This window comes from Variovorax sp. TBS-050B (assembly GCF_029893635.1).
Taxonomy (GTDB): domain Bacteria; phylum Pseudomonadota; class Gammaproteobacteria; order Burkholderiales; family Burkholderiaceae_C; genus Variovorax.
In genome coordinates this window covers 1,265,279-1,279,096 of record NZ_JARXYR010000002.1, presented here as the reverse complement: position 1 = coordinate 1,279,096, position 13,818 = coordinate 1,265,279, and the positions used below count along the sequence as shown (strand labels likewise).

The 13,818-nt window shown below is 70.6% G+C and carries 13 protein-coding genes and 1 pseudogene; 9 read left to right on the top strand and 5 right to left on the bottom strand.

Features of this window, described 5'->3' with window-relative positions:
- Positions 1-66: 66 nt before the first annotated feature.
- The 9 genes and pseudogenes from M2165_RS09125 (at position 67) to M2165_RS09085 (ending at position 8,636) form a co-directional block, all read left to right on the top strand.
- Positions 67-1,011 (top strand): tripartite tricarboxylate transporter substrate binding protein, encoded by a 945-nt coding sequence (locus M2165_RS09125; RefSeq protein WP_280814332.1) that lies wholly within the window; start codon positions 67-69, stop codon positions 1,009-1,011.
- Entirely contained in the window at positions 932-2,005 is a 1,074-nt protein-coding gene (gene ltnD / locus M2165_RS09120) for an L-threonate dehydrogenase (RefSeq protein WP_348541047.1), read from the top strand. Before M2165_RS09125 ends, ltnD begins: the two co-directional genes overlap by 80 nt.
- Positions 2,002-2,898: an alpha/beta hydrolase gene (locus tag M2165_RS09115; RefSeq protein ID WP_280814330.1), complete on the top strand. Its 897-nt coding sequence runs from the start codon at positions 2,002-2,004 to the stop codon at positions 2,896-2,898. The genes ltnD and M2165_RS09115 overlap by 4 nt, the downstream gene beginning before the upstream one ends.
- A gap of 24 nt (positions 2,899-2,922) precedes the next feature.
- A complete protein-coding gene (denD, locus tag M2165_RS09110; RefSeq protein WP_280814329.1) occupies positions 2,923-3,951 on the top strand; it encodes a D-erythronate dehydrogenase in 1,029 nt (342 codons plus the stop codon).
- Positions 3,952-3,954: 3 nt separating this feature from the next.
- A pseudogene (gene otnK / locus M2165_RS09105) lies at positions 3,955-5,227 on the top strand (3-oxo-tetronate kinase).
- A gap of 222 nt (positions 5,228-5,449) precedes the next feature.
- Positions 5,450-6,115 (top strand): aldolase, encoded by a 666-nt coding sequence (locus tag M2165_RS09100; protein ID WP_280814328.1) that lies wholly within the window; start codon positions 5,450-5,452, stop codon positions 6,113-6,115.
- 15 nt (positions 6,116-6,130) lie between these two features.
- A complete protein-coding gene (gene otnI / locus M2165_RS09095) occupies positions 6,131-6,967 on the top strand; it encodes a 2-oxo-tetronate isomerase (RefSeq protein WP_280814327.1) in 837 nt (278 codons plus the stop codon).
- Positions 6,964-8,163, top strand: a complete 1,200-nt coding sequence (locus tag M2165_RS09090) for an amidohydrolase family protein (RefSeq protein WP_280814326.1) — start codon at positions 6,964-6,966, stop codon at positions 8,161-8,163. Before otnI ends, M2165_RS09090 begins: the two co-directional genes overlap by 4 nt.
- On the top strand, positions 8,160-8,636 hold the full coding sequence (locus M2165_RS09085; RefSeq protein WP_280814325.1) for a RidA family protein: 477 nt from the start codon (positions 8,160-8,162) through the stop codon (positions 8,634-8,636). The genes M2165_RS09090 and M2165_RS09085 overlap by 4 nt, the downstream gene beginning before the upstream one ends.
- Here M2165_RS09085 and M2165_RS09080 read toward each other — a convergent pair.
- The 5 genes from M2165_RS09080 to M2165_RS09060 form a co-directional block, all read right to left on the bottom strand.
- Positions 8,629-9,300 carry a TetR family transcriptional regulator C-terminal domain-containing protein gene (locus M2165_RS09080; protein WP_280814324.1) on the bottom strand — a complete coding sequence of 224 codons (672 nt, stop codon included), beginning with the start codon at positions 9,298-9,300 and terminating at the stop codon, positions 8,629-8,631. The genes M2165_RS09085 and M2165_RS09080 overlap by 8 nt on opposite strands.
- The gene (locus tag M2165_RS09075) at positions 9,297-10,256 is read right to left on the bottom strand and encodes a PDR/VanB family oxidoreductase (RefSeq protein ID WP_280814323.1); all 960 of its coding nucleotides are present in this window, start codon (positions 10,254-10,256) and stop codon (positions 9,297-9,299) included. The genes M2165_RS09080 and M2165_RS09075 overlap by 4 nt, the downstream gene beginning before the upstream one ends.
- Positions 10,257-10,275: 19 nt before the next feature.
- Entirely contained in the window at positions 10,276-10,866 is a 591-nt protein-coding gene (locus M2165_RS09070) for an NAD(P)H-dependent oxidoreductase (protein ID WP_280814322.1), read from the bottom strand.
- Positions 10,867-11,016: 150 nt separating this feature from the next.
- A complete protein-coding gene (locus M2165_RS09065) occupies positions 11,017-12,045 on the bottom strand; it encodes an ABC transporter substrate-binding protein (protein WP_280814321.1) in 1,029 nt (342 codons plus the stop codon).
- 384 nt (positions 12,046-12,429) lie between these two features.
- Positions 12,430-13,818: an FAD-binding oxidoreductase gene (locus tag M2165_RS09060; protein ID WP_280814320.1), complete on the bottom strand. Its 1,389-nt coding sequence runs from the start codon at positions 13,816-13,818 to the stop codon at positions 12,430-12,432.

The window sequence follows — 13,818 nt, the reverse complement described above, 5'->3', positions numbered from 1 at the left end:
ATGACCCGACAAATCTGGAACTCGTCCATGTCCCGCAGACACTTTCTTGCCGCTACCGCCGGCACCTTGGGCGGCCTTTTCGCCAGCACCATCGCCCTGCCGCTTCGCGCCCAATCCGCTTGGCCCACCCGCCCCGTCCGGCTGGTCGTGCCCTTCCCGCCCGGCGGGCTGATCGACAACATGGCGCGGCTGCTCTCGCCCCGGCTCGCGCAGGCGCTCGGGCAGCCGGTGGTGGTCGACAACAAGCCCGGCGCGGGCGGCAACATCGGCGCCGCCGAAGTGGCGCGTGCCGCGCCGGACGGCCACACGCTGCTGATGGCCTCGCCGCCGCTGACCATCAGCCCCGCCCTGTACCGGGCGCTGCCCTACCAGCCGGCGCAGATCGTGCCTATCGCGGTGCTCGGCCGCGTGCCCAACGTGCTGCTGGTCAACCCGGCCGCGGGCATCGACACGGTGGCCGCGCTCACCGCACGTGCCAAGGCGCAGCCGGGCAAGCTCAACTACGCCTCGAACGGCAACGGCACCACGCTGCACCTGAGCGCCGAACTCTTCAAGAGCAGCACCGGCACCTTCCTCACCCACATTCCGTACCGCGGCGCGGCGGCCGCGCTCACGGGGCTGATGGCGGGCGAGGTGGACATGATGTTCGACAACCTTCCCTCGGCCATCGGCCAGATCCAGGCCGGGCGCCTCAAGCCACTGGCCGTCACGACCACCGAGCGCAGCCCCGCGCTGCCGAACGTGCCGACCATGGTGCAGGCCGGCGTGCCCGGATTCAACGTGGGTTCGTGGTTCGGCCTGGCCGCACCGGCCGGCACGCCGGCGCCGGTGCTGGCGCTCCTGGCGCAGCAGCTCGAACGGCTGTCGGGCGATGCCGAGGTGCAGGCCGCGATGCAGCGCCAGGGCGTGGCGCCGGGTTACCTCGATTCGCGTGCCGCCGCGGCCTTCATGGCCACGGACGCGGCGCGCTGGAAGAAGGTGGCGGAGTTCGCGAACATCCGCCTCGACTGAGCACGCGCTTGTGCATCCGGCCGCGGCACTGCGGCGGCCGCGGTTTTTTTGTTTTTCTGAACTTCATTCCACGGATGACCTCATGACCCCCACCATCGGATTGATCGGCCTCGGCGCCATGGGCGCCGGCATGGCGCAGTCGCTGCGCCGCGCAGGCCATGCGCCCCACGTGTTCGACGTGCGCCGCGAAGCGGCCGAAGCCTTCGCGCGCGAAGGCGGCACGGCGAGCCCATCGCTCGAAGCGCTCGGCGCCGCCTGCGACATCGTGATCTCCGTCGTCGTGAATGCGCAGCAGACCGAGGCGGTGCTGTTCGGCGACGGCACCACGCCCGGCTGCGCAGCGTCGATGAAGCCCGGCAGCCTGTTCGTGATGTGCTCCACCGTCGATCCGGACGGGTCGGTGGCGCTCGAGGCGCGCCTCGAAAAGCTCGGCATCCTGTACCTCGACGCACCGATCTCCGGCGGCGCCGCCAAGGCCGCGAGCGGCCAGATGACGATGATGACCGCGGGCACCCCCGCCGCCTACGAACGCGCCGGCACCGTGCTCGATGCGATGGCCGCCAAGGTCTACCGCCTCGGCGACAGGGCCGGCGCCGGCAGCAAGGTGAAGATCATCAACCAGCTGCTGGCCGGCGTGCACATCGCGGTGGCGGCCGAGGCCATGGCGCTGGGCCTGCGCGAAGGCGTGGACCCGGCCGCGCTCTACGAGGTCATCACCCACAGCGCGGGCAACAGCTGGATGTTCGAGAACCGCATGGCGCACGTGCTCGCGGGCGACTACACGCCGCTGTCGGCGGTCGACATCTTCGTGAAGGACCTGGGGCTGGTGCTCGACACGGCGCGCGCCAGCAAGTTTCCGCTGCCCCTGGCCTCCACCGCGCACCAGATGTTCATGCAGGCCTCGACCGCGGGCCATGGGCGGGAGGACGACAGCGCCGTCATCAAGATTTACCCGGGCATCGAGGTGCCGGCGCCGAAGGGGAAGGCGCCGTGAGCGAGCGGACGCTCAAGTTCGTCGACACGCCGCTGCTGCGCATCGGCTACGAGGAACGGAACCCATCGGGCACGGCCACCGCGGTGCTGGTGCACGGCTGGCCAGACAGCCCGCGCTGCTGGCACGGCGTGGCCGCGCGGCTCGCCGAGGCCGGCTGGCGCGTGCTGCTGCCCGCCCTGCGCGGGTTCGCGCCGACGACCTTCCTGCATGCCGATACGCCGCGCAGCGGCCAGCTCTCGGCGCTGGGGCGCGACCTGCTCGATTTCGTCGATGCGCTCGGCCTGCGGCAGCCCGCGCTCGTCGGCCACGACTGGGGTGCGCGCGCCGTGGCCAATGCCTGCGGGCTGCGGCCCGGCGTGGCGAGCGCGCTCGCGCTGCTGTCGGTCGGCTACGGCACCAACGCGCCCGACCAGCCGATGCCGCTCGCGCAGGCGCGCAACTACTGGTACCACTGGTACATGGCCACGCCGCGCGGCGAACGCACCGTGCATGACGACCGCACCGCCTTCACGCGGATGATGTGGGACACCTGGGCGCCGGCCGGCTGGTACGAACCCGCCGAGTTCGATGCCACCGCCGCCGCCTTCGAGGGCGACGACTGGGCGCGCGTGGTGGTGCATTCGTACCGCCATCGCTGGGGCCATGCGCCCGGCGACCCGCACTATGCGGCCGACGATGCCGCGCTCAACCCCGCGCCGGTGCTGTCGGTGCCCACGCTGGTGCTGCACGGCACGGCCGATTTCTGCAATCATCCCGACACCTCGGCGGGCAAGGAACGCTTCTTCGGCGGCCCTTACCGCCGCGAGCTGCTCGAGGGCGTGGGCCACTTCCCGCAGCGCGAGGCGCCCGACGCGGTCGCCGACGCGCTGCTGCGCTTCCTGCCCGCGCTCTAGAACCAATCCGAAAGACAAGCGACCATGAACATCCTCATCACCGGCGGCTGCGGCTTCCTCGGCGCGCGCCTCGCGCGCACGCTGCTCTCGCAGGGCACGCTGGCGCTCGCCGGCGCCGCGCCGCAGCCCATCGAACGCATCGTGCTGGCCGACCGCGTGCCGCCGCCGGCCGACCTGCAGGCCGATGCCCGCGTGCAGTTCGTCCAGGGCGACCTGTACGAGCAGGCCGCGGGCGGCGCATTGCCGCTCGCCGACACGCACGCGCTGTTCCACCTCGCGGCCGCCGTGAGCGGCGAGTGCGAGGCCGACTTCGACCTCGGCATGCGCAGCAACCTCGACACCACGCGCGCGCTGCTCGAAGCCTGCCGCCGCGCGGGCCATGCGCCGGTGTTCGTGTTCTCCAGCTCGGTCGCGGTGTTCGGCGATTCGCCCGAGCAGCGGCTGCCCGCGGTGATCGAGGACACCACGCTGCCCACGCCGCTGAACAGCTACGGCATCCAGAAATTCATCGGCGAGCAGTTGGTGGCCGACTTCACGCGCAAGGGCTTCGTGCAGGGCCGCAACGTGCGGCTGATGACGGTGTCGGTGCGGCCGGGGCGGCCCAACGGCGCGGCGTCGAGCTTCCTGAGCGGCATGCTGCGCGAGCCGCTCGCGGGCGAGCGCGCGCGCTGCCCCGTGGCACCCGAGACGGCGGTGGCGCTCGCCTCGCCCGGCAACACCGTCGCCGGCATCGTGCGCGCGGCCACCGCGAGCGCCGCCGAATGGGGAGCGCGCACCGCGGTCAACCTGCCCGCGCTCACCACCACCGTGCGCGAGATGGCCGATGCGCTCGCGCGCGTGGCCGGCCGCGCCGCCACCGATTTGATCGACTGGGCGCCCGATGCCGCCATCGCGAAGATCGTGACGAGCTGGCCGAGCCGCATCCATGCCGCGCGCGCCGAGGCGCTGGGCCTGAAGGCCGATGCCAGCTTCGACGCGATCCTGCGCGACTACGTGCGCGAGAACCCGCAGGCGGTCAAGCTCGCGGTGGCAGGCGACGGCGCGAAGGACTGAGCCATGGCAAAGCTCCTGCTCGGCTGCATCGCCGACGATTTCACCGGCGCCACCGACCTCGCCAACAACCTCGTGCGCGCGGGCATGCGCGTGGTGCAGGCGATCGGCGTGCCCGCCGGCCCACTCGACAGCGAGGTCGACGCGGGTCGTGGTCGCACTCAAGTCGCGCACCATCGCGCCTGCCGAGGCGGTGGCGCAGTCGCTCGAGGCGCTGCACTGGCTGCAGGCGCAGGGCGCACGGCAGATCTACTTCAAGTACTGCTCCACCTTCGACAGCACGCCGCAGGGCAACATCGGCCCGGTGACCGAAGCGCTGATGGACGCGCTCGGCAGCGACTTCACCATCGCCACGCCGGCCTTTCCCGACAACAAGCGCACCGTGTTCAAGGGCTACCTGTTCGCGGGCGAGGTGCTGCTCAACGAGAGCGGCATGCAGAACCATCCGCTCACGCCGATGACCGATCCCAACCTGGTGCGGGTGCTGCAGGCGCAGTGCCGGCGCAAGGTCGGCCTGATCGACCATGCGGTGGTGGCGCGCGGCGCGGCGGCGATCGCCGAGCGCATCGCGCAGCTCCGGGCCGAGGGCGTGTCGATCGCGATCGTCGATGCGGTGTCGAACGACGACCTGCTGCGCATGGGCCCGGCGCTCGCGCAGATGCCGCTCGTCACCGCGGGCTCCGGCGTGGCGATCGGGCTGCCGGCCAACTTCGGCCTGGCGCCGTCGTCGCAGGCCAGCGCGCTGCCGAAGGCGCAGGGCCGCACGGCCATCGTCTCGGGCAGCTGCTCGCTCGCCACCAACCGGCAGGTGCTCGACTTCATCCAGAAGGGCGGGGCGGCGATGGCCATCGACCCGCTGCGCATCGCGGCCGGCGTCGACGTCGCGGCCGAGGCGCTGGCCTGGGCCGCGCCGCGGATCGACGAGGGCCCGGTGCTGGTCTATTCCACCGCCGAGGCCGGCGCCGTGAAATCCGTGCAGGGCCGCCTCGGCGTCGAGGAGGCCGGCGCGATGGTCGAGCGCACCATCGCCGCGATCGCGCGCGGCCTGGTCGAGCGCGGCGTGGGCCGGCTCGTGGTCGCCGGCGGCGAGACCTCGGGCGCCTGCGTGCAGGCGCTCGGCATCGCGCAGATGCAGATCGGCCCGCAGATCGACCCCGGCGTGCCGTGGTGCCACGCGCGCTCGGAGGCCGCGCCGGCATCGGGGCTGCACATCGCGCTCAAGTCGGGCAACTTCGGGAGCGACGATTTCTTCACCAAGGCGTTTGCGGTGCTGGGATGAAAAGCGGGGGCGTGCGTCCTGCGTGGCGCGACAGCGCCGATGGGGTGCCCTGCTCCGCGAATGTCCCCCGGCCTGCGGCCTCCTCCTTTATTTCGCTGCGCAGGGCACCCCATCGGCGCTATCGTTCAGTGCACTTGGCGATCGGCCGCGCACCAGCCGCGTGGCCTGTGCACGCGCCCTGAACCACAGCGCCAACTTCCGTTCACGCCGTTGAAAAGAGACATGAAAGAAACCCAAGCCAGAGAAGAAATCTGCCGCGTCGGCCGCAGCCTGTTCGAGCGCGGCTACGTGCATGCCACGGCCGGCAACATCAGCGTGCGGCTCGACGACGGCTTTCTCATCACGCCCACCGATGCCTGCCTCGGCTTCCTCGATCCGGCGCGCCTCGCGCGGCTCGATGTGGATGGCCGGCAGACCGGCGGCGACCGCGCGAGCAAGACCATCGCGCTGCACACCCGCATCTATGCGGCCGCGCGCCGCTTCGATGCCGCCACCGCCTGCGTGATCCACACCCACAGCACCCACTGCGTCGCGCTGAGCCTCGGGGCGCCGGGCGACGAGCTGCTGCCCGCGCTCACGCCGTACTTCGTGATGAAGGTCGGCCACGTGCCGCTCATCCCCTACCATCGCCCGGGCGCGCCCGAAGCCGCGGAGCAGGTGGCGCAGGCGATCGAACGCCACGGCGCGGCGGGCACGCCGATCCGCGCCGTGATGCTCGAACGTCTCGGCCCCAACGTCTGGCACGACAGCCCCGCCTCGGCCATGGCCGTGCTCGAGGAGCTCGAAGAGACCGCCAGGCTGCAGATGCTCGCCGGCGCCGCCCGCCCGGCGCCGCTCGCGGACGCACAGATCGAAGAACTGCGCCGCACCTTCGGTGCGCGCTGGTAGGAGTAAAAACAAGCCATGCCCCAATTCGCCGCCAACCTCTCGATGCTCTATCCGGAGCTCGATTTCCTCGACCGCTTCGAAGCTGCCGCGAAGGACGGCTTCCAGGCGGTCGAATACCTCTTCCCCTACCCCTACGAACGCCGCGAACTCGCCGCCCGGCTCGAAGCCCACGGCCTGCGCCAGGTGCTGTTCAACGGCCCGCCCGGCGACTGGGACCGCGGCGAGCGCGGCCTCGCCTGCCTGCCCGGGCGCGACGCCGAGTTCCGCGAAGGCATCGCGAAAGCCATCGACTATGCGGTGGCGCTCGACTGCCCGCGCATCCACGTGATGGCCGGCCTGGTGCCCGAAGGCCTGGAGCGCGAGGCGGTGCAGCCGGTGTACGTCGACAACCTGCGCTGGGCGGCCGCCGAAGCGGCCAAGGCCGGGCGCGACCTGCTGATCGAGCCGATCAACACGCGCGACATTCCGCGCTTCTTCCTCAACCGCCAGGACCATGCGCACGAGATCCTCGACCTCGTCGGCGCGTCCAACCTCAAGGTGCAGATGGACCTCTACCACTGCCAGATCGTCGAGGGCGACGTGGCGATGAAGCTGCGCAAGTACCTGCCGACGGGGCGCGTGGGCCACCTCCAGATCGCGGGCGTGCCCGAGCGCCACGAGCCCGACATCGGCGAGCAGAACTACGGCTACCTGTTCGACCTGATCGACGAACTCGCCGCGCAGAGCGGCTGGCAGGGCTGGGTGGGCTGCGAATACCGGCCGAGCCGCGGCAGCGCGCCGGGCGGCACTTCGGCCGGGCTCGGCTGGCTGCGCGCGCGCCTGCAGCAGCAGCAACAACAGCAGCGGGCATGAAGCTCGAATCGCTGCGCATCCCGCCGCGGCTGCGTGGCTTCGGGGCGGACGAGCAGGCGCAGCTCTTCGACCTGACGCTGGCCGGCGACCGCGTCGCGGCCATCGTGCCGAGCGCTTCGCAGGCGCATCCGCGCGGCACGCTCCTGAGCGCGCTGGTCGAGGCGCATGCGCACATCGACAAGAACTACACCGTGCAGGACGTCGGCGCGGCCGAGGGCGACCTGTTCGCGGCCATCGCGCGCATGGACCGGCACCGCGCGGGCTGGACCGGCGACGGGCTGCGCGCGCGCATGGAGCGTGCGCTGCACGACGCCTGGCGTTCGGGCACGCGCGCACTGCGCACGCACATCGACTGGGTGCAGGCCGATGCACCCGCCGCCCTGGCGGTGTTCGAGGCCCTGCGCAGCGAATGGCGCGACCGCATCGAATTGCAGTTCGTCTCGCTCACGCCGCTCGATCTGTTCGCCGACCTCGAAGCCGGCGAGCGCATTGCCCGGCAGGTGAAGCGCGCGGGCGGCACGCTCGGCGCCTTCGTCTACCGCAACGAGGGGCTGCTGCACAAGCTCGGCCGCGTGTTCGACCTGGCCGAGACGCACGGACTCGGGCTCGACTTCCACGTCGACGAAGGCCTCGACGCCGACGCCAGCGGCCTGCGCAGCATCGCGCAGCTGATGCGGGCGCGCGAGTTCCGCCGCGGCGTGGTCTGCGGCCACTGCTGCTCGCTCGCGATGCAGGACGACGCGGTGGCGCAGGAGACGCTCGCGCTGTGCGCGGGCGCCGGCATCCACATCGTCGCGCTGCCGACCACCAACCTCTACCTGCAGGGCGCCTGGGACCGCACGCCGGTGCCGCGCGGCATCACGCGCATCCGCGAGGCGGCGGCACGGGGCTTGCGTGCGAGCCTGGCCACCGACAACGTGCAGGACGCCTTCTACCCCTATGGCAGCTACGACCTTCTGGAAACCTTCGGCCTCGGCGTGCAGATGGCGCACCTCGCGCCGGCCGAGGACTGGCTCGACGCGATCACCGTCGCGCCCGCGCGCGCACTCGGGCTCGGGTGGGACGGGCGCATCGCGCCGGGCTGTCCGGCCGACCTGGTGCTGCTCGCGGCCACGGGCGAACACGAACTCATCGGGCCGCGCGGGCGCGAACGCACCGTGATCCGCGCCGGCCGCATCCTGGAGCAAACACCATGAGCATGGGCAGGCCAATGGCCAACTACGCCGCCGCCAAGCGCGTCGGCGACTTCGTCTTCCTGAGCGGCGTGGTCGCGGTCGATCCCGCCACGCGGCGCGCGGTCGCGGGCTACGACGCGATCCCGGAACAGGCGCGCACCGCGCTGCAGGGCCTGGGTTATGCCACGGGCCAGATGTCGGTCGACGTCTTCGAGGCGCCGATCGTCGCGCAGAGCTGGTTCGTGCTCGAACGCATCCGCGAGATCGCGGCCGAGCACGGCGGCACGATGGAAGACGTGGTCAAGCTGGTGCAGTACTTCCGCCACCTGCCGCACTACGCCTTCTACAACCGCGTGCGCGGTCTGTTCTACCCGGGCGAGCCGCCGGTGAGCACGGTGGTGGAGGTGTCGCGCTTCCTGCCGGGCGACGAGGTGCTGGTGGAAGTCGAAGCCACCATGTACCTGCCGCAGCAGGTCCGCGCCCAGCCTATTTGACGCCGGCGCCCTTGAGCAGGAACCCGGTCACCTGCTCGATCAGGTAGCGCCGGTCCTTGTCGTCGCCCTGTTGCGCCACGTCGCGGAAGTACGCGGCCTGGGTCGCATGGTCGGCGTAGAACTGCGTCACGGCCCAGATGTGGAACAGCACCAGCATCGGGTCGGCCTCGTCCATCAGGCCCTGGTTCATCCAGTTGCGGATCACGGCCGCGGCCTGGTCGGTGCGCTGCTTGCTCGTGTCCATCATGCCGTTGAGCACCGGCGCGCCGCGCATCATCTCGGCCGTGAAGATGCGCGAGCGCAGCGGATGCTCGAACGAGAACACCATCTTGCGGCGGATCAGGTCGCCGAGCACCTTGCGCGGGCCGAAGGCCTCGTCGGCGAAGCCGAACACCACGATCCAGTCGTTGAGGATGTCCTGCAGGATCTGGCGGTAGAGCGCTTCCTTGCTCTCGATGTAGTAGTGCAGCTGCGCCTTCGAGAGGCCGGCCCTGTCGGCGATCGCCTGGGTCGACGCGCCCGCGAGCCCTTCGCTCGCGAACACCTCGATCGCCGCCTGGTGGATGAGGCCGAGCACCTGCGTGTACTTGCGCGAACGGCCGCGCGTGGCAGGGGCGTCGGCCTCGCCCGCCTCGGCGGCGGCGTCGTCCGGGCGATCGCTCACAGCTGCAGTTCCAGTTCGGCGCCGCGCGCGCGCGAGCAGCACAGCGCGATCCTGTGCTGCCGCTCGCTGCCGGTGAGGCAGAAGTCGCGGTGCTCCGCCGCGGCGCCGTCGCCCTCGACCACGCAGGTGCCGCACAGGCCCTGCTGGCACGAGACCGGAATGTCGATGCCCACGTCGTGCAGGGCATCGACGGCGGTCTGGTCGGCCGCCACCGGCACGCGGATGCCGCGGCGCGCGAGCGTCAGCGTGAAGGGCAGGCCGGCGGCGCTGCCTGCATCGGTGGGCGCGGCGAAGTATTCGGCATGCAGCGCGTCCTCGGGCCAGTGCGATGCCGCCTCGCGCACCGCCTGCATGAAGCCGCCCGGACCGCAGACGTAGAGCTGCGCGCCGGGGCTGCGCTCGGCGAGCAGCGCGCGCAGGTCGATGCGCCGGGATGCATCGCCCTGGTCGAGGTGGAGGCGCAGGTGCGGCGCGAGCGCGGGGTCGCGCAGCGCGTCGGCGAAGGCGATGTGTTCCTCGCTGCGCGCGAACACGCAGAAGGTGAACGAGGCGCCGCGCGCCGCGAGCGCCTGGGCCATCGCGAGCAGCGGCGTCATGCCGATGCCGCCCGCGAGCAGCAGGTGGTGCGCGGCCTCGGCGCAGAGCGGAAAGGTGTTGCGCGGCGCGCTGATCGCGATCAGGTCGCCCTCGCGCACGCGCTCGTGCATCGAGGCCGAGCCGCCGCGGCTCCCAGCCTCGCGCTTCACGCCGATCAGGTAGGCGCCCCCCTGCGAGGGCGCGCGCGCGAGCGAGTACTGGCGCGAGAAGCCGCCGGGCATGTGCACGTCGATGTGCGCGCCGGCCTCGTAGCCCGGCAAGGGCCGGCCCCACGGGTGGGCCAGCTCGAAGGAAAGGATCTCGGGCGTCTGGCGCGCGATGCGTTCGACGCGGACGGTGAGCGTGCGTTCGAGGCTCATGGCTTGGGTGTCTCCCGGGTCAGATGTTCTGCAGCTTGCGCGCGACGCGCTCGATGAAGTGCGTGCGGTCGCGCGCCGTGACGGCGTTCATGTCGTGCAGCTGCAGCCACGTCACCTTGCAGCGCCAGGCGAACAGCGCCCGCAGCGCGCGCGTGAAGAGCCGCCGCCCCGGGTCGCCGATCAGCATCACGAACCAGCGCGGCGAGCCGCCCGTGGTCACCACCGTGAGGCGCCGGATGTGGCGCATGCCCGACTTCGCGATCTGCCCCTTGCGCTCGGCCGGCAGGAAGGCCACGCCGGGCAGCCAGACCCGTTCGAGCCAGCCCTTGAGCATCGAGGGCGGCCCGTGGAACCAGGTGGGATAGACGAAGACCAGGTGCTCGGCCCAGAGCAGCGCATCGACGTGGGGTTTCACGCGTTCGCGGATCAGGCCGGGGTTGTCGAGGTAGGCGATGCGCTCCTCGCGCGTGAGGGTCGGATCGAAGCCCTCGGCGTACAGGTCGATGGCCCGGACCTGGTGGCGGGGTTCGAGGGCGGCGAGCGCCGTGCGGTAGAGCGCGTGGTTGAAGCTGTCAGGATTCGGATGGCAATGAACGACGAGCGTTTTCATGAGAGGAGGGCCGGTTCGCCTGTCGGCGAGACGGGGTCAGAGCCCAGGAACGAAGAGCCGCGCGTGCCTTATGGCAACCCAGGCGCCGGCATCTGACCCCGGCGCAAGCCCCGCGCGGCCCGCGGGATAACGGAAAGATCGAAAGAGCGCTTATTTGCCCGTGAGCTTCTTGCGCACGTCCAGGCCCACGCCCTTGTTGACGAACTGGGTGGTCACGACCTTCGAGAGGTCGATCTCGCCGGGCTTGTAGAGGCCGGCCTTGACCATCTTGTCGTAGAAGTCCTTCACGCGCGCCTCGTCCATGGCGCCGATGCCCTTGGTGAGCGATTCGCCGCTGTCGACGATACCCATCTTCTTGATCAGCTCGATCGAGCCCTGCAGGGCGCCGACGGGCGAGTCGGGGTTGAGCTTGGCGATCATCTCGTTGGCGGCCTTGTTGTCGCCGTAGAGGTAGTTGTTCCAGCCGATGATCGAAGCCTCGATGAACTTGCGCACGGTCTCGGGCTTGGTCTTGACGAGGTCGGCGCGGGTCTCGATGGTGGTCGAGTAGGTCGAGAAGCCGTTGTCGGCCAGCAGCTGCACCACCGGGTCGAAGCCGGCCTGCGCCTTGATCGACAGCGGCTCGGAGATGGCGTAGCCCTGCTGGATCGACTTCTTGTCGGCGAGGAAGGGGCCGACGTTGAAGGTGTAGGGCTTGAGCTGCGAATCCTTGAAACCGTGCTCGGACTTCATCCACTGCCAGAAGCTGAACTGGCCGTCCTTGCCGATGAAGGCCACGGGCGCCTTCGCCATGTCCTTGAAGCTGTCGAAGCCCTGGCCGGGATGCGCGAACATGGCCTGTGGGTCCTTCTGGAAGAAGGCCGCGACGACGACGGTGGGCACGCCGTTCTTCACGTTGTCGAAGGACTGCAGCAGGTTGCCGGTCATGAGAAAGTCGACCTTGCCGGCCGGCAGCATGGGCCGGTTGTTGACCATCGGGCCGCCCTGCTGGATGTCGACGTCGAGGCCGTACTTCTTGTAGGTGCCGTCGACCAGCGCCTGGTAGAAGCCGCCGTGGCCGGCCTGGGCCTTCCAGTTGGTGGCGAAGACCACTTTTTCCTGCGCCTGAACGGCGAAGGCGGCGGCCGCGAGAGCGAGGCCGAGGGCAAGCGGGCGGATGGTCAGAGCGGGAACGCGCATGGCAGTGGACTCCTGTTTTGAATGGCGACGAAGTATTTTCATGTCAGCCGAGCTTGGCTTGGATCGAGGGCGGCTGATGTTGCGGCGCTGCTGTTCGGAGCGTGTGCGCAGGGCACCGGGTACTTCCCTCCGCGAATGTCCCCCGGCCTGCGGCCTCCTCCTTTATTTCGCTGCGGGAAGCACCCGATGCCCTGCGCACGGGACACGGGGCTGGTGAACAGCCGCTCCACTGGTGCTCTGTGGCGATCCCGCCGATGGGGTGCCTTGCGCAGCGAAATAAAGGAGGAGGGGCGAAGCCCCGGGGGACATTCGCGGAGCAAGGTACCCCATCGGCGGGATCGCGCCCTGAATGCCCCTTGCGGACACGAACGGAAGCACAGCGTTTCATGCCCGACGACCGACGGCCATGTCCGAAGTCCACCCGCGCGTCTTGCCGGGGTTCATGAGCCCCATCGGATCGCTGCGCTTCTTGAATTCGATCTGCTGCGTGTCGATGGTCTTCATGCCGCCGTCCTCGATCGTGACCACGTGCGGATTGAAGATGGTGCAGCCGCCCTGCGACTCGAGCTCGCGGATCACTTCGTACTGGTGCGCCTCGCCCTTCCAGCGCACGAGCAGGATGCCGAAGGTGCCGCACTGGCCGCCGGCGCGCGCGAAGTCCTGGTGCTGCAGCACGTCGTCGCCGAAGATCGCGAGATGGCGCTCGACCACGGCCGGGTCGAAGGGCTGGGCGTAGGCCACCTGCAGGTAGGTCCAGCCGCGGTCGGCCTTGAGCGCCTGCAGGGTCGTGTGGTTGAACGCGCATTCGTAGGCCGGCGGCAGGCCCTGGGCGAGCAGCTCGGCCTCGGTGCCTGCGACGGAGATCGCGCCGGCGTGCGCCGCGGCGAGTGCGCGGAACGCGTCCATCGAATCGGGCGAGACCATCGCGAACACCGCATGCCGGTCGGGCGGGAAGCGGTCGCGCATCGCGGTGTAGTAGGGCGAGAAGCGCGCCTCCACCGTCGAGAGCAGGAAGATGTCGAACGCGGGCGCCTCGGCCGCAACGGCGAAGTCCAGCGCGCCGCGATAGGTTTCGAACAGCACCGTGCAGTGCACCCATTCGACGGCGGGGCTCAGCGCGACCTCGACGTCGAGGATCACGCCGTTGGTGCCGTAGGCATGGTGCACCTGCTGGATCTCGTCGCCGACGAGTTCGATCACGCGCGGCGTGCGCTCCAGCGTCATCACGCGCGCGCGCAGCAGGTTGCCGGGGTCGCGCAGGATGCCGTGGCGGAACGAGCCGATGCCGCCGAAGCCGCCGGCGATGAAGCCGCCGATCGAGGCCACGTGCCAGGTCGAGGGCCACATGCGCAGCGCCTGACCCGTCTCGCGCGCGGCCAGGTCGATGTCGTGCATGCGCGCGCCGGCCTCCACGCGGATGCGGCCGGGCTGGATGTCGAGCACGCGGCACATCTGCGTCACGTCGAGCACGATGCCGCCCTCGAGCGGCACGCACTGCCCGTAGTTGCCGGTGCCGCCCGCGCGCACCGTGACCGGCAACTGCCACTTCGCGGCCACGGCCGCGGCCTGGCGCACGTCGTCCTCGGTGCTGACCTTCACCACCAGGTCGGCCACGCAGCCCGCGAGCTGCGCCGTGAGGATCGGGCTGTACCAGTAGAAGTCCTTCGACAGCTGCTTGCGCTGCGCGGGCGCGGTGACGAGGTTGAGGCCGTGCAGGTCCGCGCGCACCGCGTTCCAGTCGATGCTTCTCGGGGAAGGGCGTTCGGAATTCAT